The 20,634-nt window shown below is 65.7% G+C and carries 17 protein-coding genes; 11 read left to right on the top strand and 6 right to left on the bottom strand.

Annotated elements, in window-relative coordinates:
* Positions 1–27 precede the first annotated feature (27 nt).
* The 6 genes from urtB (at position 28) to L1080_RS18040 (ending at position 4,905) form a co-directional block, all read left to right on the top strand.
* Positions 28–912 (top strand): urea ABC transporter permease subunit UrtB, encoded by an 885-nt coding sequence (gene urtB, locus L1080_RS18015; RefSeq protein ID WP_109327729.1) that lies wholly within the window; start codon positions 28–30, stop codon positions 910–912.
* Positions 909–2,027 carry an urea ABC transporter permease subunit UrtC gene (gene urtC / locus L1080_RS18020; protein WP_250772797.1) on the top strand — a complete coding sequence of 373 codons (1,119 nt, stop codon included), beginning with the start codon at positions 909–911 and terminating at the stop codon, positions 2,025–2,027. The genes urtB and urtC overlap by 4 nt, the downstream gene beginning before the upstream one ends.
* Positions 2,024–2,869 carry an urea ABC transporter ATP-binding protein UrtD gene (gene urtD / locus L1080_RS18025; RefSeq protein WP_109327725.1) on the top strand — a complete coding sequence of 282 codons (846 nt, stop codon included), beginning with the start codon at positions 2,024–2,026 and terminating at the stop codon, positions 2,867–2,869. Before urtC ends, urtD begins: the two co-directional genes overlap by 4 nt.
* Positions 2,856–3,569, top strand: a complete 714-nt coding sequence (gene urtE / locus L1080_RS18030) for an urea ABC transporter ATP-binding subunit UrtE (protein WP_250772799.1) — start codon at positions 2,856–2,858, stop codon at positions 3,567–3,569. Before urtD ends, urtE begins: the two co-directional genes overlap by 14 nt.
* Positions 3,569–4,267 carry a GntR family transcriptional regulator gene (locus L1080_RS18035; protein WP_159920174.1) on the top strand — a complete coding sequence of 233 codons (699 nt, stop codon included), beginning with the start codon at positions 3,569–3,571 and terminating at the stop codon, positions 4,265–4,267. The genes urtE and L1080_RS18035 overlap by 1 nt, the downstream gene beginning before the upstream one ends.
* A 104-nt stretch (positions 4,268–4,371) precedes the next feature.
* Positions 4,372–4,905 carry a carboxymuconolactone decarboxylase family protein gene (locus tag L1080_RS18040; RefSeq protein ID WP_159920172.1) on the top strand — a complete coding sequence of 178 codons (534 nt, stop codon included), beginning with the start codon at positions 4,372–4,374 and terminating at the stop codon, positions 4,903–4,905.
* A gap of 28 nt (positions 4,906–4,933) precedes the next feature.
* On the opposite strand, the gene L1080_RS18045 is transcribed toward L1080_RS18040, so the two are convergent.
* Positions 4,934–5,551: a GyrI-like domain-containing protein gene (locus L1080_RS18045; protein ID WP_250772801.1), complete on the bottom strand. Its 618-nt coding sequence runs from the start codon at positions 5,549–5,551 to the stop codon at positions 4,934–4,936.
* Between the two features lie 157 nt (positions 5,552–5,708).
* On the opposite strand from L1080_RS18045, the gene L1080_RS18050 reads away from it, so the two are divergent.
* The 3 genes from L1080_RS18050 to atzF all read left to right on the top strand — a co-directional run bounded on the left by L1080_RS18050 (position 5,709) and on the right by atzF (position 12,615).
* A complete protein-coding gene (locus L1080_RS18050; RefSeq protein WP_250772803.1) occupies positions 5,709–7,145 on the top strand; it encodes a short-chain fatty acid transporter in 1,437 nt (478 codons plus the stop codon).
* Positions 7,146–7,225: 80 nt separating this feature from the next.
* Positions 7,226–10,858 (top strand): urea carboxylase, encoded by a 3,633-nt coding sequence (gene uca / locus L1080_RS18055; RefSeq protein WP_250772805.1) that lies wholly within the window; start codon positions 7,226–7,228, stop codon positions 10,856–10,858.
* Between the two features lie 5 nt (positions 10,859–10,863).
* The gene (gene atzF / locus L1080_RS18060) at positions 10,864–12,615 is read left to right on the top strand and encodes an allophanate hydrolase (RefSeq protein ID WP_250772841.1); all 1,752 of its coding nucleotides are present in this window, start codon (positions 10,864–10,866) and stop codon (positions 12,613–12,615) included.
* A 10-nt stretch (positions 12,616–12,625) separates the two neighbouring features.
* Here atzF and L1080_RS18065 read toward each other — a convergent pair whose 3' ends face one another.
* Positions 12,626–13,483, bottom strand: coding sequence for an SDR family oxidoreductase (locus L1080_RS18065; protein WP_250772807.1), 858 nt, complete (start codon positions 13,481–13,483; stop codon positions 12,626–12,628).
* A gap of 117 nt (positions 13,484–13,600) precedes the next feature.
* On the opposite strand from L1080_RS18065, the gene L1080_RS18070 reads away from it, so the two are divergent.
* Positions 13,601–14,011, top strand: a complete 411-nt coding sequence (locus L1080_RS18070) for a winged helix-turn-helix transcriptional regulator (protein WP_250772809.1) — start codon at positions 13,601–13,603, stop codon at positions 14,009–14,011.
* 61 nt (positions 14,012–14,072) lie between these two features.
* On the opposite strand, the gene lpdA is transcribed toward L1080_RS18070, so the two are convergent.
* Together lpdA and L1080_RS18080 are read right to left on the bottom strand one after the other, a co-directional pair.
* On the bottom strand, positions 14,073–15,476 hold the full coding sequence (gene lpdA / locus L1080_RS18075; RefSeq protein ID WP_159920162.1) for a dihydrolipoyl dehydrogenase: 1,404 nt from the start codon (positions 15,474–15,476) through the stop codon (positions 14,073–14,075).
* Positions 15,477–15,525: 49 nt separating this feature from the next.
* Complete coding sequence (locus tag L1080_RS18080) at positions 15,526–16,509, bottom strand: dipeptidase (protein WP_250775044.1); 984 nt, start codon at positions 16,507–16,509, stop codon at positions 15,526–15,528.
* A 42-nt stretch (positions 16,510–16,551) separates the two neighbouring features.
* Here L1080_RS18080 and L1080_RS18085 point away from each other — a divergent pair, with 42 nt between their 5' ends.
* Complete coding sequence (locus tag L1080_RS18085; protein WP_250775042.1) at positions 16,552–18,570, top strand: prolyl oligopeptidase family serine peptidase; 2,019 nt, start codon at positions 16,552–16,554, stop codon at positions 18,568–18,570.
* A gap of 38 nt (positions 18,571–18,608) precedes the next feature.
* Here L1080_RS18085 and L1080_RS18090 read toward each other — a convergent pair whose 3' ends face one another.
* Together L1080_RS18090 and L1080_RS18095 are read right to left on the bottom strand one after the other, a co-directional pair.
* Positions 18,609–19,442, bottom strand: coding sequence for an alpha/beta hydrolase family protein (locus L1080_RS18090; protein ID WP_250775040.1), 834 nt, complete (start codon positions 19,440–19,442; stop codon positions 18,609–18,611).
* Between the two features lie 96 nt (positions 19,443–19,538).
* A complete protein-coding gene (locus L1080_RS18095) occupies positions 19,539–20,579 on the bottom strand; it encodes an alpha/beta hydrolase (RefSeq protein ID WP_250775038.1) in 1,041 nt (346 codons plus the stop codon).
* Positions 20,580–20,634 lie beyond the last annotated feature (55 nt).

The following is a 20,634-nucleotide window of genomic DNA, read 5'->3' on the forward strand; positions in this document are numbered from 1 at the left end:
GAGTAGAGGGAGAGAGGACATGCATCCATGGATGTAGTGATCGGGCAGTTGTTCACCGGGCTGAGTATCGGATCCATCCTGTTGCTCGCAGCGCTGGGACTGTCATTGACGTTCGGTCAGATGGGCGTCATCAACATGGCCCACGGCGAGTTCATCATGGCGGGCTCGTACACGGCTTACGTGGTGCAGCAGGTGATCTCGAGCGCCACCGGATCCCTGTTCGTCTCTCTACTCGTCGGCTTCGTGGTGGGTGGTGCCATGGGCGTCCTCCTCGAGGTCACTCTGGTCAAACGCATGTACCACCGGCCGCTCGACACCCTGCTGGTGACGTTCGGTGTGGGCTTGATCCTGCAGCAGCTCGCGCGGGACATCTTCGGTGCGCCGGCGGTCAACGTCGTCGCACCGGGGTGGCTCTCGGGCGGTGTGGAGATTTTGGGAGCGGTGGTCCCCAAGACACGTCTGTTCATCCTCGTGCTCGCCGTTGCGTCGGTGGTGGCGCTGTCGCTGGCACTGAAGAGATCGTCGATGGGACGTCGTATACGGGCGGTCGTGCAGAACCGCGATCTGGCCGAAACGAGTGGAATCTCCAGTCGCCGTACCGATGTGACGACGTTCTTCATCGGATCCGGTCTCGCCGGTGTCGCGGGTGTGGCGCTCACCCTGATCGGTTCGACCAGCCCGACCATCGGTCAGAGCTACCTCATCGACGCCTTCCTGGTGGTCGTGGTCGGCGGTCTGGGGCAGATGAAGGGTGCGGTGATCGCCGCGTTCGCGCTCGGCCTGTTGAACTCGTTCATCGAGTACTCGACCACGGCGTCGATCGCCAAGGTCATCGTGTTCGTGGTCATCGTGGTGTTCCTCCAGGTTCGGCCACAGGGCCTGTTCGCCGTCAAGACGAGGAGTCTCGTATGAGCATCCTGACGAGTGGCCGTTACCGTGCGTGGGCGGGCTTCGCGCTCGCCGCCCTTCTCCTGTTCGTCGCCGCCCCTGCCGTTCTCAGTGATTTCCGGTTGAGCCTGCTCGGGAAGTTCCTGTGCTTCGCGATCGTCGCGGTCGGTATCGGCCTCGCGTGGGGCCGCGGCGGGATGCTCACCCTCGGGCAGGGCGTGTTCTTCGGGCTCGGCGCCTACATGATGGCCATGCATCTGAAGATTTCCGACGCCCAACTCCGCGGCGACACCGTGCCGGACTTCATGCAGATTGCCGGTATCCGCGCCCTGCCCGGTTACTGGGTGCCGTTCACGTCGCCGGTCGTGACGGTGCTGGGCATTCTGCTGATCCCCGGACTCGTCGCTTTCGCGCTGGGTCTCGGCGTGTTCAAACGCCGGGTGAAGGGAGCGTATTTCGCGATCCTCAGTCAAGCACTCGCTGCCGCGTTCGCGATCCTGCTCGTCGGGCAACAGACCACCGGCGGCAGCAACGGCCTCAATCGGTTCCGCACCTTCTTCGGTTTCAACCTGAACGATCCCGCCAACAAGCAGATGCTCTTCTTCATCACCGCCGGTGTTCTCCTCGCGGTGGTGGCGATCGTGCGGCAACTGATGAACAGCCGCTACGGTGAACTGCTCGTCGCCGTCCGTGACCAGGAAGAGCGTGTCCGCTTCCTCGGGTACGACCCGGCGAACATCAAGCTCGTCGCCTACGTGACCGCCGCCTTCTTCGCCGGGATCGCGGGTGCGCTGTTCGTGCCGATCGTCGGCATCATCTCCCCCGCCGACGTCGGAATCGTTCCCTCGATCGCCTTCCTGATCGGGGTCGCCATCGGTGGCCGCGCCACCCTGCTCGGTCCGGTTCTGGGTGCGATCGGTGTCGCGTGGGCACAGAGTGCCTTCTCGGAGTCCTTCCCCTCCGGATGGATTTACGCCCAGGGCCTGCTGTTCATCGTGGTGGTCGGATTCTTCCCGGCCGGTGTCGCCGGACTGTTCGCACTGCTGAAACGCAGGCAGAAGGCGTCCCCCGACGAACCTTCCTCGCCCGGACCGGAGGACGACACGGAGTCGACGGAACGAATGGAGATGGCGCGATGACCACGTCCACCACGTCCAAGGAACCTGTGCTCGGCGGCAACGCCGGGATGTCCAGCGAGTACCTCGAGGTGCGCGATCTACGCGTCAGCTTCGACGGGTTCAAGGCTGTCGACGGCGTCGATCTCACTCTGTTGCAGGGTGATCTGCGGTTCCTCATCGGACCCAACGGTGCAGGCAAGACCACGCTCGTCGACGCCATCACCGGGCTCGTCCCTGCGACGGGATCGGTCACCAAGTCCGGTGTCGAGCTGATCGGCAAGAAGGTGCACCGCATCGCCCGGCTCGGGGTGGGACGCACGTTCCAGACTGCGAGTGTGTTCGAGGAGTTGACGGTTCTCCAGAATCTGGATATCGCCGCGGGTGCGGGCCGCTCGGCACTCACCCTGCTGCGCCGCCGCAAGACGGTGCTCCCCGCCATCGAGGAGGCTTTCGAGGTCACGGGTCTCGGCAGCCTCCGCGACACCCCGGCCGGGATTCTTGCGCACGGGCAGAAGCAGTGGCTCGAGATCGGGATGCTGCTGGTGCAGAACTGCTCGGTTCTCCTGCTCGACGAGCCGGTTGCCGGGATGAGTTCCGAGGAGCGGGAAGAGACGGGAAACCTGTTGCGCCGCATCGGCGGTGAACGGACCGTCGTCGTAGTCGAGCACGACATGGATTTCATGCGCGCGTTCGCCACGTCGGTGACCGTGCTGCACGCCGGGAAGGTGCTGAGCGAGGGCACCGTCGAACAGGTGCAGGCAGACCCGCGTGTGCAGGAGGTGTACCTCGGGACGGCCGCCGCCGGCGCCGCTCCCGAGTTGCAGCCCGAGGTTTCGAAGGAGGACAGCGATGCTCGAGCTTGACGACATCCGGGCCGGGTACGGCCGGACCGAAGTGATCCACGGGGTCTCGCTGACGGTGCCGTCGGACGGCGTGGCAGCGGTGATGGGTCACAACGGCGCGGGCAAGACGACGCTTCTGCGGGCTGCGGTCGGACTGATCAAGGTCGCTTCCGGGCGGGTGCTGTTCGACGGCGAGGACGTCACGGCGCTGCGCCCGAGCGCCCGCGTGGCGCGCGGCCTCGCGTACGTCCCGCAGGGCCAGCAGTCGTTCGGGCAGCTGACCACCGCCGAAAACCTCCAAGTGGTTGCCGACGGCCGCAAGCGCGGGAAGGAACTCATCGGGGAGGCACTCGATCTCTTTCCCGCGTTGCGTGGCCTTCTCGACCGACGTGCCGGTCTCCTCTCGGGTGGTCAACGTCAGCAGCTGGCCATTGCCCGGGCGCTCATCACCGAGCCGAAGATGTTGATTCTCGACGAACCGACCGAGGGCATTCAGCCGTCCGTGGTCGCGGAGATCGAACGAACGATCATGGAGCTCACGCGTCGGGGCGGGCTCGGCGTCCTGCTCGTCGAGCAGCACATCGGCTTCGCACTCGAATCGGCGGAGCGCTACTACGTGCTCGAGTCGGGGCGGGTCACGTCGTCGGGTGCCGGTGGCGCCGCACCCGAGACCGACGTCCGTACCGCGGTGTCCGACGTCCGCGCGGCAATGGCCATCTGATGGCTCGCCGAGAATCAGCCGGTCCACTCAGCGACCAGGTGTACCTCGCGCTGCGGACCGACCTGATGAGCGGACGAATTCCGCCCGGACAGCGTCTCGGCGAGGAACGCCTCGCCGAGACGTACGGCGTGTCCCGGACGCCGGTACGGGAGGCCCTGGCTCGTCTGCTGGCGGACGGGCTCGTGCAACGCGATGTGGGTGGGCTCTTTCCGTACCGTCCGCGCATCGACGAACTCGCCGGGCTCTACGAACTCCGCATCACACTCGAACTGCAGGGCATCGCACGGGTCAGGGACGACGAGTCGAGGCAGCACGACCCCGACGTCCTGGGACCCGAACTCGACAAGTGGTACGCCCTGCGCAAGGACACTCCGGAGCCCGACGCTGGGTTCGTGGCACTCGACGAGCAGTTCCACACCGTTCTGTTGCGGGCCGCGGGCAACACAGCGTTGTCGGACGCCCTCGTCAACGTGAATGCGAAGGTACGACCGGTGCGGATGTTCGACTACCTCACCCCCGACCGCATGACTGCGACCATCGACGAGCACATCGCGGTGGCAGAACTGACCCTGGATCGCAAACTCGATGCCGCCTACGACACCCTGCTGGCGCACATCAGCGAGTCGCGAGAAGTGGTGATCGAACGCGCCGAACAGGCGCTTTCGCTGGCGCGGATGGCGTGGGCCGTCCGGGATTGAGACCGCGTTCCCCTCGCGCGGGCTCCCTTTCTCGACCGGGAAGCCGAGCGAGTGCTAGCGTCTTGCTACCGCTCGGTAACACAGTCTCGACGGAAGGGAGCGGCATGAGCGCACGCATTCCACCAGGACGGCTGAAGGAGCTCGGACCGGTCAACTGGGTGTTGTGGCGGATCATTTCGACCGTCGCCGGTGTTCCCGACGCGCATCTCTTCAGCACGGTCGGCCGCGCGAGGGGCCTGTTCCGGGCGTGGCTGCGCTACTCCAGCAAGTTGATGCCCGGTGGAAAGATCTCCCGGCACGAGACCGAACTGATCATTCTCCGCGTCGCTCATCTGCGGAAGTGCGGGTACGAGATGGATCACCACGTCCGTCTCGGACGCCGCGCCGGCGTCACCCCGGCCCTTCTCCAGCAGGTGCTCGACGGTCCGGACGCCGAGGGCTGGGATGTGCGCCGCCGCGCCATCCTCACGGCCGTCGACCAACTCGTCACCACCGACAATCTCGACGATGCAGCGTGGTCGGCGCTCAGCGCCCACTTCGACGACCGCCAGCTGATCGAGTTCTGTTTCCTGGTCACGCAATACGACGCGCTGGCCACGACCATCGGCACATTGCGGATCGAGCGGGACTACACGTAGACGCCGCGGTCCGGTCCACTCCCCTTCGCTACGCCGGGCGGACGGGCTGCCGGAGAACCGTCCGGAGTTTCGCCGGTGCCGTCCGCCGGGGGTCGCTGAGGTAGATCTCGTGATGATCGCCGTTGAAGACCAGTCCGTGCTCGGGCATGAACTCGTCGTGTAGTCGGGCGAGGGTAGGCGCCTCGTCGTCGTAGGAGCCGAGGTGCAGGATCTGCACGCTTACGCCTTCGATGAACGTGAGCGGGCGCAGCAGATCGAGAGCGGGAAGCTCCTTCTTGGCGGCGACCGCCGACCGCGCATCCTCGATGTCGGCCATGGTGATCCAGTCGGGTTGCACGATCATCATGGTCCAGTCCCAGCTGTCCTTGTCGCGGTTGGTGAAGCTGCGTGGGTCGGCGGCACGCCACAAACCTTCGAGCGGACCGACGACGAAATCGCGACCGCGAATATTCTTGCTGGCGAATTTGATGGTGTAGGCCGTGGCATACAGCGCCTCGACGGCCGCGGCGTACTCGGGTGAGGTGTTCGGGTCACCATGTCCGTCCACTGCGATATAGGTCAGCTCCGGGACGTCGACCAGAGCGAACCCTCCGGCGCTCGGCGCGTAGAGCTGCTTGCGCTCCTTCTTGCAGTCGTACTTGTCCACGGTGACGCCTTTCCTGTTTCTGCATTTCTGCAGTCGGTGTCTGCGTATGTCTGCCTTGTCTGCGTTGAAGTCTGCATCGATACTTCACCGACTGAGCTGTGACGCACCGCGCCACAGCTCGAACGAGTGGACATCGCACAGAGATGGGGATCAACGAATGACGGACACCGCCCAGAGAACCAGCTCCGAAAGAGGACTGGCACGGGTCGCCCAGTCACTCGCCACCTGGACCGAGAAGTGGTTTCCGGACGCCTACGTTTTCGCGCTGGCCGGTGTGGTCCTCGTGGCCGTCGCCGCTCTGGCCAACGGTTCCTCCCCGCAAGCGGTCGTCGATGCTTTCGGTGACGGCTTCTGGGATCTCACTGCCTTCACCCTGCAGATGGCCATGGTGGTACTCACCGGATACGTCGTGGCCACCTCGCCACCGGTCGCCAGGCTGATCGACCGGTTGGCCACCGTGCCGCGCACCGCCAGCAGTGCGGTGAGTGTCGTTGCATTCCTGTCGATGTCGGTGTCCTTCCTGAACTGGGGACTCAGTCTCGTCTTCGGTGGTCTGCTGGCCCGTGCGATCGCCCGCCGGACCGATCTACGTGTGGACTATCGCGCTCTCGGCGCAGCGGCCTTCATGGGACTGGGCGCCGTGTGGGCGCTCGGCATGTCCTCTTCGGCCGCGCAACTGCAGGCCACTGCCACCTCGCTGCCTCCGGCACTGCTGCAGATCACCGGCGTCCTCGACTTCGGTGACACGATTTTCACGTGGCAGTCACTGCTCATGTGTGCCATTATCACCGCGCTGACCGTGGCGATTGCGCATTTCTCCGCGCCGAGGGGTGCCGCCATCAAGACTGCCGAAGAACTGGATGTCGATGTAGACGACCAGCCCGCCGAGGTGGCGCCGCGCTCACGGCCGGGAGAGTGGCTCGAGTACAGCCGTATCCTGCCGGTCCTCGCCGCCCTGATGACGCTGGGATGGTTGGTCTCTCAGCTCGTCACGAAGCCGGTGCTCACCGTTGTCAGCAGTTTGAATGGATATCTGCTCGTATTCCTCATGCTGGGCCTGGTGCTGCACGGGACACCCCGCAAGTTCCTGCAAGCTGTCAATCTCGCTGTACCGGCCACGGCCGGTATTCTCGTCCAGTTTCCCCTCTATGCCGCGATGGCCGCGATCCTCACCGAGGCCGAGGGCAACGGGGGTCTCACCATCTCGGAACACCTTGCGGAGTTCTTCACGAACATCGGGGGCGGCGGGAGTTTCGCGGTCGTCATCGCCATCTACACCGTGGTGCTGGGGGTCTTCGTCCCCTCCGGCGGCGGAAAATGGCTGGTCGAGGCTCCGTATGTCATGCAGGCGGCCACCGACGTCCAGATGAATCTGGGCTGGACGGTTCAGATCTACAACGTGGCCGAGGCACTGCCCAACCTCGTCAATCCGTTCTTCATGCTGCCACTCCTGGCGGTGCTGAAGCTGCGCGCCCGCGACCTCGTCGGATTCACATTCCTGCAGTTCATGTTCCACCTGCCGGTGGTTCTGCTCCTGGTGTGGCTACTCGGGATGACTTTCGACTACGTGCCGCCGGTAATACCCACGCCATGACGGCGCGCGAGAGGTTCTACTAACCCACGCTTTACCGCGAGAAATCTCCGCGCAACACGACGTCCTTAGCGTATACAAGCATGTCCACAGGGATGAATACGCCGCCGGTCGAGTACTCGTTCGACACGCTCCTCGTAGCGAATCGGGGCGAGATCGCTTGTCGCATCATGCGCTCGGCGCACATTCTGGGACTCAAGACGGTGGCGGTGTATTCCGACGCCGATGTGGCGGCTGCGCACGTCGAGATGGCCGACATCGCGGTGCGACTCGGACCCGCTCCCGCAGCCGAGTCGTATCTACGCGCCGATGCCGTCGTCGAGGCTGCGCTGGCCACCGGCGCGGGCGCAATCCATCCCGGGTACGGGTTCCTCTCCGAGAACGACGCCTTCGCCACCGCAGCCGAGTCGGCGGGCATTGCCTTCGTGGGGCCCACACCGGAACAGCTCCGAATCTTCGGGAACAAGCACACCGCCCGGGAAAAGGCTCTAGCCGTGGGGGTTCCGCTCGTTCCGGGCAGCGGCCTCCTCGATTCGGTGGATGCGGCGCTGTCCGCAGCCTCGGATATCGGATACCCGGTGATCATCAAGGCAGTCGGTGGTGGCGGCGGAATCGGTATGCAGGCCTGCTTCGACGCCGGCGACCTCACGGAAGCGTACGACCGCGTCCAGCGATTGGTCGAGGCGAACTTCTCGTCTTCCGGTGTGTTCCTCGAACGCTTCGTCGCCCGGGCGCGGCACATCGAAGTGCAGGTTTTCGGTGACGGCCTCGGACGTACCCTCAGTCTCGGCACACGCGACTGCTCGCTTCAGCGGCGCCATCAGAAGGTGGTGGAGGAGGCTCCCGCACCCGGACTGCCCGATGACGTCGTCGAGCGATTGCTGAGTTCGTCCCGCATGCTGGCGTCGTCCGTCGACTACCGATCCGCAGGGACGGTCGAGTTCGTCTACGACGTGGATCGCGGCGAGGCGTCGTTCCTCGAAATGAATACCCGCTTGCAGGTGGAACATCCGGTCACCGAGGAAGTCACCGGTATCGATCTGGTCGAGTGGATGCTGCGGCTCGCACGAGGAGATTCGTCGATGCTCGAGGGCCTCCCCGACACCGGACCGGACATCGTCGGTACAGCGGTGGAAGCCCGGATCTACGCCGAGGACCCGGGCCACGACTACCGCCCCAGCGCGGGGCGGCTCACCGGAGTCGAGTTTCCTGCCCACACGCGGGTGGAGACGTGGGTCGACACCGGCACCGAGGTGAGCCCGTACTACGACCCGATGCTCGCCAAGGTGATCACTCGCGGGCATCGGCGCACGGGTGCGTTCGCCGCGTTGGCCGAGGCCCTGTCCGACACGCACATCTACGGAATTCAGACGAACCTGCCGCAGCTGCGGCGAATCTGTTCTGCCGCGGACGTTCTCGACGCCGTCCATACCACCGGCTTTCTCACCGACTTCCGTTCGACGGGCCGTCGTATCGACGTCCTCCGGGCAGGGACCATGACCACCGTGCAGGACTATCCAGGCCGCACCGGGCTGTGGAGCGTCGGCATTCCGCCGTCCGGACCGATGGACGACCTTTCGTTCCAGCTCGTGAACTCCGCCGTCGGCAACCCTGCCGGGGCGCCGGGCCTCGAGTGCACCCTGCAGGGTCCGCGACTCGAGTTCTCCGATGCCACCCTGATCTGTGTCGGCGGCGCGGATGCACCGGTCACGATCGATGGCGACGCCGTCCCGTTGTGGGAGCCGGTCGAGGTGCCCGCCGGTTCCGTTCTCGACATCGGCAGTCCCACCGACACCGGTCTGCGCACGTACCTCGCCGTCCGCGGCGGCATCGACGCACCGCTCTTTCACGGCAGCGCTTCCACTTTCCCGCTCGGTGGTTTCGGCGGCATCACCGGTAAGGCAGTTGCCACCGGGGACGTACTCGGACTCGTCGACGACACCGGCGGCCTGGGCACTCCACACCCCGTTCCGAAGGAGTCGCGTCCCCACTGCACTCACCTGTGGCATCTGGCGGTCACCGAGGGTCCGCAGGCTGCGCCGTCGTACTTCACCGAATCGGACATGGCGCAGTTCTACGACACCACGTGGAAGGTGCAGACGCACGCCAATCGCACGGGTCTCCGCCTCGACGGACCCAAACCCACCTGGTCGCGGACCGATGGCGGCGAGGCAGGACTCCACCCGTCGAACCTGCACGACAACCCGTACAGCGTGGGTGCTCTCAACGTCTCCGGTGACACACCGATCCTCCTCGGTCCCGACGGCCCGAGTCTCGGTGGCTTCGCCTGCCCGCTCACGGTCGTCAGCGCCCACCGGTGGAAGCTGGGGCAGATCCGACCGGGTGACCGGGTGCGCTTCGTGGCGGTGTCCGAGTCCGATGCGCACGAACTTCGGCGATCCGATTCCTCTCGCGCCCTCGATGTTCCGCGAGGAGTCCGGACTCCTGCCAAGGCCGACGGAGGCGTTCTGGGGCGAACCGGGCCCGTCCTGGACCGCCCCGCGGTGGCATACCTTCGCGGCGGGGACGACAACATCCTCGTCGAATACGGTGAACAACAACTCGACCTGGGACTCCGGATGCGGGTGCACGCGCTGTCGGAAGAGTTGATGCGACGCGGGGTGCGCGGCATCATCGACATCACGCCCGGGGTGCGGTCGCTGCACCTGCATTTCGACCCCGACGTCCTCCCCGGTGGCCGCCTACTCGACATCCTGCAGGACATCGAGGAACTGCTGCCCGCCACGCACGACCTGGTCGTCCCGAGCCGAACTGTCCGGTTACCGTTGTCTTTCGACGACCCCTCCATCGCGGAGGCGATCGACCGCTACCGCAGCGGCGTCCGGGACGAGGCTCCCTGGTTGCCCTCCAACACCGAATTCATCCGGCGCATCAATGGGTTGGGCAGTGTCGACGACGTGCGCGACACCGTGTTCGATGCCGAATACCTGGTCCTCGGGCTCGGTGACGTCTATCTCGGTGCCCCGCTGGCCGTGCCACTCGACCCCCGGCACCGCCTGGTCACCACCAAGTACAACCCGGCACGCACCTGGACGCCGTCCGACGCCGTCGGCATCGGCGGAAAGTATCTGTGCGTCTACGGCATGGAGTCGCCGGGCGGTTACCAGTTGATCGGGCGCACGGTACCCATCTGGTCCGGTTACCGGCAGCACCGCCCCTTCGACGAGGGCACACCCTGGATGTTCCGGTTCTTCGACCGCATCGTCTGGGAACCGGTGACCCCGGAGGAACTGCGGAAGTACCGCGAGCAGGCCGTGGCGGGCCGGTTCGATACCGAGATCTCCGAGGGCACCTTCGCACTCGCCGATCACCTGAAGTTCCTGACCGACAACGCCGAGTCGATCGCAGCGTTCAATAGCAGGCAGTCGGCGGCTTTCGACGCCGAGAAGTCTGCGTGGCGTGCGTCCGGTGAATACGACCGCGTCGAACCGCCACCCCTCCCCGAACAGCCGCCCCTCGACCTGCCACCCGGTGCGGTCGTCGTCGAAGCTCCGCTGGTGGGCAGCGTGTGGCGAGTCGAGGTCGAGGTCGGGCAGCGGGTCCGGCTCGGCGACAACGCCGTGGTGCTCGAGGCCATGAAACTGGAGATGCCGGTGCCTGCCACCGCCTCCGGAACGGTTCTGCAAGTGCTTGTTTCACCGGGATCGATCGTCGAGCCCGGCGCCCCCCTCTTCGTGATCGGAGCAGAGAACTGATGAGTGTGAGTGTCGATGCCAACAAGCTGGGGCCCACCAGAATTACCCTCTCGCCCACCGAACGCGTCGACGACGCCTTCCGGCGGATCGCCGCGGTGGACCGTCCGGAAATTTGGATCACACTTCGGCCCGCCGAGGACGTCTATGCCGACGCGGCCGCCATCGAATCGAGACTCGCTGCAGGCGAAGACCTCCCGCTGGCCGGGCAGATCCTGGCAGTCAAGGACAACATCGATGTCGCGGGACTGACCACCACCGCGGGGTGCCCCGAGTTCGCCTACGTGCCCGACCACACCGCGACCGCCGTCCGCCGACTGGTCGATCAGGGTGCCATCGTCCTCGGGAAGACGAACCTCGACCAGTTCGCCACCGGCCTGGTGGGCACGCGCAGTCCCTATGGGGCGGTGCGCTGCTCGTGGGACCCCGAGCGGGTGTCCGGTGGCTCGAGCTCCGGCTCGGCCGTCGCCGTGGCCCTCGGCATCGCCGACATCGGGATCGGCACGGACACCGCCGGTTCGGGTCGGGTGCCCGCGGCCTTCAACGGTCTCGTCGGTATCAAGGCCACGCTGGGTGTGATCCCCGCGGACGGCGTCGTCCCCGCCTGTGTCGACTACGACTGTGTCACGGTGTTCGCCACCGAACTCGACACCGCCGCCGCCGCGGCACGGATCATGGCCGGGCCGGCGTCGAGGGACCCGCGCAGCCGGGCTTGGCCGGCCGACGTGAGGTTGGCGGCACCCGCGCAGCCACGGGTCGCCATCCCGCGCGACGAGGACCTCACCGCGCTCGGCGCCGACTACCGGCAGGCATTCGACGACACGGTACAAGCGTTGACCGACAAAGGCTTTCGCGTCGACACGGTAGACATCTCCGCACTGCTCGACGCTGCCCGGCTACTCTACGACGGTGCGGTCGTCGCGGAACGGTACACCGCCGTCGGACGGTTCCTCGACACGGCGCCTGCCGGGGCGGATCCGGTGGTGACCGCCATCGTCGGGTCCGCGAGGCGGCCGGCAGGCCACGAGTTGGTGGCCGACCTCGACACCCTCGTTCGCGTCAAGGCGCAGACCCGGGACCTCCTCGCCGGCTTCGACGGGCTGCTCCTGCCGACCACCACCGAGCACCCGACCATCGCCGCGGTCCAGGCCGAGCCGATCGACATCAACCGGCGAATGGGCACATACACGAACTTCTGCAACCTGCTCGACATGGCGGCCGTCGCGGTACCCGGCATGCCCACGGCGGCGGGTGCACCATTCGGGGTGATGATCGTGGTACCCGGGTTCGCCGATCAGGTGGCCGTCGACCTCGCTGCCCGGCTCACCGGTGTTCCCGCGCCGGCGTTGGTCGAGGACGGTGTCGAGCTCGCCGTATTCGGCGCCCACCTGCGCGGGCAGCCTCTCCATTTCCAACTCGAGGACCTCGGTGCCCGTTTCGTGGACACCGTCACCACCACCGACGCGTACCGGCTCACCGCACTTGCCACCACACCCCCCAAACCCGGGCTGGTGCGCCGGGGCCCCGGCACGGGCGCACCCATCGTCGGAGAGTTGTTCCGAGTCTCCCCCGCCGGATTGGGACGATTCCTGGCGGCACTTCCGGCGCCGATGGCACTGACCAGTGTCGAACTGTCCGACGGCCGCGCCGTGGTGGGCTTCAGCTGCACCCACGACGCGGTCGACGGGGCCACGGACATCACCGAATTCGGTAGTTGGGTTGCCTACCTTGCCGCTTCGCGTCCCGTGAGTACTTCTTAACAGCGGGCGGTTAAGAAGTACTCACAGCGAGGACGGTGGCCACCGGGGTCGACGGGCGGCCGATCAGCTTCTGCAGATCGCCGCTCTGCGTGTCGAGGGCGCCGGTGGCTGCTCCCGCATCGGAATCGGCGAGCATCTGCGCCACCGGTGCCGGCAAGCCGGCGCCTTCGAGGAGGGCGGCGTACTCGTCCTGCGGAAGATCCTTGTACGACACCGGGTTACCGACCACCGTGGAGAGGGCCTCGGCCAGCTGTTCGTATGTCAGCCGCTCGTCGCCACCGAGCTCGTACACCGCTCCCGCCTGCCCGTCGGCGATCAAGACGGCGGCGGCCGCCTCGGCGTAATCCTTGCGCGCGGCCCCGGCGATGATGCCGTTCCCTGCGCTGCCGAACAAGGAACCCGTCTCCCGGGCCGTTGCCACAGCGCCCAGGTAGTTTTCCCAGTACCAGCCGTTGCGCAGCAAGGCGAAGTCGATTCCGGACCCGTCGAGCAGATCCTCGGTGGCGCGGTGCTCGGCAGCCAGTCCGAGCGGGCTCTTCTGCGCATCGAGGACGCTGGTGTAGGCAATGAACCCGACACCGGCTGCCTTCGCCGCATCGATGACGTTGCCGTGCTGAATCACTCGTTGCCCGACGTCGGAACCCGACACGAGGAGCAGCTTGTCGACACCACCGAGCGCCTTGTCGAGCGAGGCGCGGTCGCTGTAGTCGGCTTGCCGGACATCGACGCCCTTGCCGGTCAGGTCGGCGGCCTTGGCCGGTGTGCGAACGAGCGCCACGATCTCCCCGGCGGGGGTGCCCTTGTCGAGAAGAGCCTCGACGGCGAGGCGGCCGAGATGTCCTGTGGCACCGGTGACGGCGATGGTCATGGGAACTCCTAGCGTGGGGGTTGTTGTTTCAAGCGCGCACGTCCCATTATGCACTAACTATTTGTAAGTGCAACATCGGCGGTAAGTACTTCTCCGTTGAGGGGTAGAGTGGTGCGCATGTCCGAGCTCGAACAGACACCGCGCGAGGCCGCAGACAACCTGGAAGCCGACGTCTTCGCCCGCGGGTGCACCTCTCGCGAAACCCTGCAGACCGTCACCGGCCGATGGGGTGTGCTCGCGCTCGCGGCGTTGGCCGAGGGCAACTACCGCTTCAGCGCACTACGCCGACGTGTCGACGGAGTCAGTGAACGCATGCTGTCGCAGACCCTCCAAGCGCTCGAACGAGACGGACTCGTGGTCCGCGACGTACTCGAGGCGATACCCCCGAAGGTGGAATACAGCCTGACACCGCTCGGTGCCGAGATCGCCGGACGTCTCGTCGGCCTGATCGAACTGGTCGAGTTGCGGATGCCCGAAGTGTGGGCGGCGCAGCAGAAGTACGCCGAACGCCGGACCGACCAGAACTAGGCCCACATACACGAAACGAGGCCCGCACAGGATCTGTGCGGGCCTCGTTTTGTGTCGTGGATCAGAAGTTGATCATGTGCCCGGCGAGGCCGTGGATGGCCTCCTGCAGGGCTTCGCTGAGGGTGGGGTGGGTGTGCACGTTGCGGGCCAGCTCGTTGACGGTGAGATCCCACTTCTGCGCGAGGGTCAGCTCGGGCAGCAACTCGGAGACGTCGGGGCCGATGAGGTGGCCGCCGAGCAGCTCGCCGTACTTGGTGTCGGAGATCAGCTTGACGAAGCCGGTGGAGTCACCGAGGCCGTGCGCCTTGCCGTTGGCGGCGAACGGGAAGTTCGCCACCTTGATGTCGTAGCCCTCGTCCTTCGCCTGCTGCTCGGTGAGACCGAAGCTGGCCACCTGCGGCTGGCAGAACGTGGCGCGCGGCATCATCCGGTAGTCCTCGATCGGCAGCGTCTCGGCGCCGGCGATCGTCTCGGCCGCCACCACACCCTGCGCCTCGGCCACGTGGGCGAGCTGCAGCTTCATCGTCACGTCACCGATCGCGTAGATGTGCGGCACCGACGTCTGCATCGTGTCGGTGATCCCGATGGCACCGCGATCGGTGAGCTGGACACCGGTCTTCTCGAGGCCGAAGCCCTCCACGCGGGGGGCGAAGCCGACCGACTGCATCACCTTGTCGACCACGACGGTCTCGATCTCACCGCTCTTGTTGTCCTTGATCGAGACGGTGACCTTGCTGCCGTCGTCGTCGATGCTCTGCACCGCCGCGCCGGTTCTGACCTTGACGCCGAGCTTTTTGTACTGCTTCTCGATTTCCTTGGAGATGTCCGCGTCTTCGTTGGGCAGCGCCCGGTCGAGGAACTCGACGATGGTCACGTCCACGCCGTAGTTCTTCAGGACGTACCCGAACTCCATGCCGATCGCCCCGGCCCCGACGATGAGGATCGATCCCGGCAGATCCCGGGTCATGATCTGCTCTTCGTAGGTGACGACGTTCTCGCTCAGCGAGGTACCCGGCAGCAACTTGGTGGTCGAACCGGTCGCGATGATGGCGTTGTCGAACGTCACCGTCTCGGTGCCACCCTTGGTCAGTGCGACCTCGATGGTGTTGGCGTCGGTGAAGGTGCCCTTGCCGTCGTACTCGGGAATCTTGTTCTTCTTCATCAAGAAGTGGATGCCCTTGACGCGCCCCTCCGCGACCTTGCGGCTGCGGTCGTAGGCGGCGCCGAAGTCGAAGGACGCTTCACCGGTGATGCCGAACAGCTTGGCCTCTTTCGTGAAGAGATGCGCAAGCTCGGCGTTACGGAGAAGAGCCTTCGAGGGGATGCAGCCCACGTTCAGGCACACACCACCCCAATACTTCTGCTCGATGATGGCGGTACTCAATCCCAGCTGTGCCGCGCGGATAGCAGCGACGTACCCACCGGGACCGGCTCCGAGGACAACGACGTCATAGTGTGAGGTCACGGTTGTCCAGGGTAGTCCCGTCCGGATTCGGTGTCTCACCTCGGTCGTGTTACCCGCCAGTAGCCCAGACTGCCGCCGCGACACGGGCGAAATTTCCCCCGTATACGGCCTCGATGGAGGGCTCGTCGAACCCCCGATTCCGCAGAACGCGATCGAGAGTCAGCACATCCTCCGGCGGTACCCACTGCAGCGGACCCCACGCCGTATACGCGTCCGAGAACGAGCCCGCATTGTTCGTGATCTCGGCGACGAAGTCCGCGGCGTCGAACGAGTAGTCCGAGCCGATGCCGACGTGCGCGGGACCCACCAGATCGACCGCCTCCTCGATGTGGTCGGCCATCGCCGACAACCGTCGGGCATGGTCGTCCGGCCCATTGACACCCAGAAAGATGCCGACCCCGTTGATCCCGATCACGCCACCCGTCTCCGCGCAGGAGCGGGCCTGATCGTCGGTGATGTTGCGAGGGTGATCCCACAATCGCCGCAGGTTGGAGTGGCTGTAGATCATGGGGCGCTCGGTAACTGCGGCAAGGTCGAGTCCGGTACGTATCGAACAGTGGGAGCCGTCCACGGTCATCCCCACCCGATTCATCTCCCGCACGAGGTCGCGGCCGTAGCCGGTCAGCCCGGTGTCGTGGGCGTCGAGGCAACCGCACCCGGCGGCATTCGCATGGTTGTACGTGGGCAGCAGCGATCGTGTGCCCAGACGGTGAAAATGGGCCACGTTGGCGAGGTCGCCGTCGAGCGGGGCGGAATCTTCCAGGTCGAAGGCGAGCGCGATACCACCGGCACCGCGTATCGCGTCGACGTCGTCGAGCCGCGTCACCAACTCGATGTCACCGCCGGCCTGGGCACGAAAGTTCTCGGCGATCGCCGTCGACGCCGCCCTGTCCTGCGGGGAGTACCCGATGTTCACCGACACGTAGCTGCCGGCCGGACGGCGGTAACGGCGGAGCTCGTCGATAGTTGCCGATGGTGTCAGCGGCAGGCAGCAGTGCTGCTCCCACAACGGGTACTGCCCGGGTGCACTCACGCCGCCGAGGCTATCCGAGGTCTTCCTGCAACAATGGCCGTCATGACGGATCCCTATCTCTGGCTCGAAGATGTCACCGCTGACCGGTCTCTCGACTGGGTGCGGGAACGCAACGCGCGGACCGTCGGCGAGTACACCGAGAACTCGGAGTTCTCCGCGCTCGAGGGCCGGATCCTGGAATTGCTGGATACCGATGCGCGCATTCCCTACGTCGCCCTGCGCGGTGACTATTTGTACAACTTCTGGCGCGACGGTGAGCACAAGCGCGGAATCTGGCGGCGCACATCCCTGGCGGAATACCGCTCCGAGGACCCGCAGTGGGACGTGCTGCTCGACGTCGACGAACTCGCCGAGCGCGAGGGTGAGAATTGGGTGTGGGCAGGGGCGAGTGTCCTGCGCCCAGCACAGACCCGCGCGTTGCTGTCGTTCTCGCGGGGCGGCGCCGACGCGTCTGTGGTTCGCGAGTTCGACCTGGACACACGACAATTCGTCACAGACAATCCTTTCGACGTCCCGGAAGCCAAGACCAGCATCAGCTGGATCGACGAGGACAGCGTCTACGTGGGCACCGACTTCGGTGACGGCTCGATGACCGATTCCGGCTATCCGAGGATCGCGAAGCGCTGGCATCGCGGTACCCCGTTGTCCGAGGCGGTCACCGTGTTCGAGGGCGAGAGCACCGACGTGTCGGTGGGCGCCTCCTACGACGACACTCCCGGATACGAGCGGCACTTCGTCGGCCGATCGATCGACTTCTACAACTCCGAACGGTACGAGTTGTTGCCGGACGGTTCGCTGTTGCGCATCGACACGCCCGACGACGCCGGAACGTCCGTCTACCGCGACTGGCTGACCGTCCGCCCGCGCACCGACTGGGAGGTGGACGGCACCATCTATCCCGCGGGTTCGCTGCTCGTCACCGACTACGCCGACTATCTCGCCGGCTCGCGGGAATTGACGCCGCTGTTCACACCCGACGAGCACACATCCCTGGAACAGGGCACGTGGACTCGCAACCACCTGCTTCTGGTCACCCTCTCGGACGTGCAGACCAGATTGTCGGTGCTCACGCCCACCGAAACCGGCTGGGACGAGAAGCCGCTCGACGGCGTGCCCGAACTCACGGCCAGCGGTGTCATCAGCACGGATGCGCGCAGCGGGGACAATTTCTTCGTCAACAGCAGCGGATTCACTACTCCCGCAACTCTTTTCTACGGCACCGTCGGCGGACCGCTGGAACCTGTCAAGCAGGCGCCCTCGTTCTTCGACGCCGACGGAATCTCGGTGTCCCAGTACTTCGTCGCCTCGGACGACGGAACGGAGATCCCGTACTTCGTCGTACGCCGCGACGACGCCGACGGTCCCTGCCCCACACTCCTGTACGGATACGGCGGGTTCGAGAACTCGATGGTGCCGGGATACAGCGGGTCGGTCGGCTTCGCCTGGCTCGAACGCGGGGGTGCGTACGTCGTCGCCAACATTCGCGGTGGCGGTGAATACGGCCCGTCGTGGCACACCCAGGCCGTCCGCGAAGGCCGTCACAAAGTGTTCGAGGACTTTGCCGCAGTCGCGCGCGACCTGGTCGCGCGCGGCATCACCACCACGAAGCAACTTGCGGCTCAAGGTGGAAGCAACGGCGGTCTCCTGATGGGCGTCATGCTGACCCGCTACCCCGAACTCTTCGGGGCGATCGTATGTCAGGTGCCGCTCCTCGACATGAAGCGGTACCACCTGCTGTTGGCCGGGGCGTCGTGGATGGCCGAGTACGGCGACCCCGACGATCCCGAGGACTGGAAGTTCATCAGCGAGTACTCGCCGTACCAGAACACCAGTGCCACCGCCGAGTACCCACCGATCCTGGTGACCACCTCCACGCGGGACGACCGGGTCCATCCCGGCCATGCCCGCAAGATGACCGCCCTCCTCGAGGAGCAGGGCCACGAAGTCTGGTACTACGAGAACATCGAAGGTGGACACGGCGGGGCCGCGGACAACGCTCAGGCCGCGTTCAAGTCGGCGCTGACGTTCATGTTCCTGTGGCGCACACTCACCCGCCCGTGAGTACTTCTTAACCACCCCATGTTAATAAGTACTCACGGCTAGGTGTGGTCATAGATCCAGTCGACCACCTGATCGACCGTGTCGACTGGCTCCCGGATCCACCCGTTGTGACCCTGCGGTCGCGGGTTGTGCCAGATGGTGACGTCCGCATGTGGGAGTTTGGCGACGAGATTCTTCGCCGAAGGGCCCGGCGCGAGGTCGTCGCCCTCGATAGTCACCGACAGGACGGGCAGCTTCAATCTGCCGATCCGTTCCTCGTAGTCGATGTCGGCGCCGTCGGGTTCGATCTTCCCGGTGCGCGCGAAACGGGACCAGTCGGAAATCAGCACCTTCGACTGCCTGCCGAACCCGCCGATGTCGAGCCTGCCGCCCGGCCAGAAACCGGCGAGGTTGGCCGTCATCGACATCGCGGCCGCACCGACGAGCATTCGCGGCGAGTGCATTCCGGGAAATCCCCGGTGATATGGCGACCCCGACGCGACGAGCACGATTCCGCCGAGCCGGCCGCGTATCCGCGCCGCGTACATCACGCCCAGCTGACCACCCATACTGTGTCCCAACAGGAACGGCGTCGCAGCCGGGAAATGTTCGCGCACCACCTCGAAGATGGCGGGAAAGTCGACCGACACCAGCTCGTGGTAGCCGTACCTGCTGGCACTGCTCGGACGGGGGCGGCTGTCACCCTGTCCGCGTAGTTCGCCGATGGCCGCATTGAAGCCGCGGGACATCAGCTCCTCGGCGAACGGCTCGTAGTAGCCGGCAGGAATTCCCAGGCCGGGAAACACCACGACTACGGGTGCCTCGTCCCGCCCGGCGAACAGGCGAACCGGAGTGGTCGTTCCGTCGGGCATCTGGATCGGTACTGTCTCCACTCCGCCAGACTAGACGGCTCGACCCCCGCGGATTCGCGATCCGCCGGGGTCGAGACAGAAGTCAGTGCACGAGGACGGTGGTGTCCAGGCCGGTGGCTACACGCCGATCGACGACGCCAGGAGCGGCCACGACTTGTGGAGGTCCTCCTGCCAGTACGTCCACGAGTGGGTGCCGACGGGACGGAAGTCGAAGGTGGCGGGAATCTGCAGCTCGTTCAGCTTGTCCGCCAGGGCGCGGGTGCACTGGTTGGTCGCCGCCTCGATGGCACCGCCGAGGATGATCTGGTTGGCGAACGTCTCGACGTTTCCGTTGATCCCCGGACCGTCGAGGCGATCGTTCGGGCCCGGAAGGCCGGAACCGTTGCTGACGTAGATGTCGAGGCCGCGCAGCTTCTCCGCATTGAGGTACGGATCGTTGGCCGTCCAGGCCGGGTCGTCCACGGGACCCCACATGTTGCTGGTGTCGCCGCCGCCGCGGGATTCGACGACCATCCGGACATACGTGCGACCGGGGTCGGTGCTGGTCATCGCGCAACCACTGTAGGCGCCGACACTCTCGTACAGCTCGGGTGCCGACTGCGCGAGGCTCAGGACGGAACTGCCGGCCATGGAGATTCCGGCGATCGAGTTGACACCGTTGGTGCCCAGCTCGGCGTCGACGATGGGCGGGAGTTCCTGGGTGAGGAACGTCGTCCACTTGTTGTTGCCCAGTTCGGGATCTTCCTGCCGCCAGTCCGTGTAGTAACTGAAGGCGCCCTGCATCGGCGTGACGACGTTGACATTCTTGTCGGCGAAGAAATCGACCACGTCGGTCTTCGCCTGCCAGGTGGCGGAGTCCTCGCCGCCACCCGCGCCGTTGAGCAGGTACAGCGTGGGCCTCGGAGCACTGGTGTCCGCGGGCGTAATCACCCGGAGCGGAATGTCGCGGTCCATCGACGCCGAGTAGACGTGCATCGTCAACTGCCGGTCGTCGATCTTCTCGGTACGCAGGAGTCGCGAGCCGCGGTCGGCGACGGTCGCGTCATCCACCGGGTCTGCGGACACGGCCTGCGCCCCCGCCCACGGAAGAGCCGCTGCGAGAGCGAGCGCGAGTGCCAGCCGAACCCCGTACCTACCCGCTGCCGTGCGGTTGCCCATTATTCTCCTTTGCTGCGAAGCCGCCTGCCCGACTCCGAAGAGACGAGAACTGGAG

It is taken from the genome of Rhodococcus sp. MSC1_016, from assembly GCF_023667485.2.
GTDB lineage: Bacteria > Actinomycetota > Actinomycetes > Mycobacteriales > Mycobacteriaceae > Rhodococcus_F > Rhodococcus_F oxybenzonivorans.

Excerpts from the sequence above, each read along its gene's own strand:
- urtB (WP_109327729.1), top strand. The coding sequence starts at position 28 with ATGGATGTAGTGATCGGGCAGTTGTTCACCGGGCTGAGTATCGGATCC.
- urtC (WP_250772797.1), top strand. The coding sequence starts at position 909 with ATGAGCATCCTGACGAGTGGCCGTTACCGTGCGTGGGCGGGCTTCGCG.
- urtD (WP_109327725.1), top strand. The coding sequence starts at position 2,024 with ATGACCACGTCCACCACGTCCAAGGAACCTGTGCTCGGCGGCAACGCC.
- urtE (WP_250772799.1), top strand. The coding sequence starts at position 2,856 with ATGCTCGAGCTTGACGACATCCGGGCCGGGTACGGCCGGACCGAAGTG.
- L1080_RS18035 (WP_159920174.1), top strand. The coding sequence starts at position 3,569 with ATGGCTCGCCGAGAATCAGCCGGTCCACTCAGCGACCAGGTGTACCTC.
- L1080_RS18040 (WP_159920172.1), top strand. The coding sequence starts at position 4,372 with ATGAGCGCACGCATTCCACCAGGACGGCTGAAGGAGCTCGGACCGGTC.
- L1080_RS18050 (WP_250772803.1), top strand. The coding sequence starts at position 5,709 with ATGACGGACACCGCCCAGAGAACCAGCTCCGAAAGAGGACTGGCACGG.
- uca (WP_250772805.1), top strand. The coding sequence starts at position 7,226 with ATGTCCACAGGGATGAATACGCCGCCGGTCGAGTACTCGTTCGACACG.
- L1080_RS18065 (WP_250772807.1), bottom strand. The coding sequence starts at position 13,483 with ATGACCATCGCCGTCACCGGTGCCACAGGACATCTCGGCCGCCTCGCC.
- L1080_RS18070 (WP_250772809.1), top strand. The coding sequence starts at position 13,601 with ATGTCCGAGCTCGAACAGACACCGCGCGAGGCCGCAGACAACCTGGAA.
- L1080_RS18085 (WP_250775042.1), top strand. The coding sequence starts at position 16,552 with ATGACGGATCCCTATCTCTGGCTCGAAGATGTCACCGCTGACCGGTCT.
- L1080_RS18095 (WP_250775038.1), bottom strand. The coding sequence starts at position 20,579 with ATGGGCAACCGCACGGCAGCGGGTAGGTACGGGGTTCGGCTGGCACTC.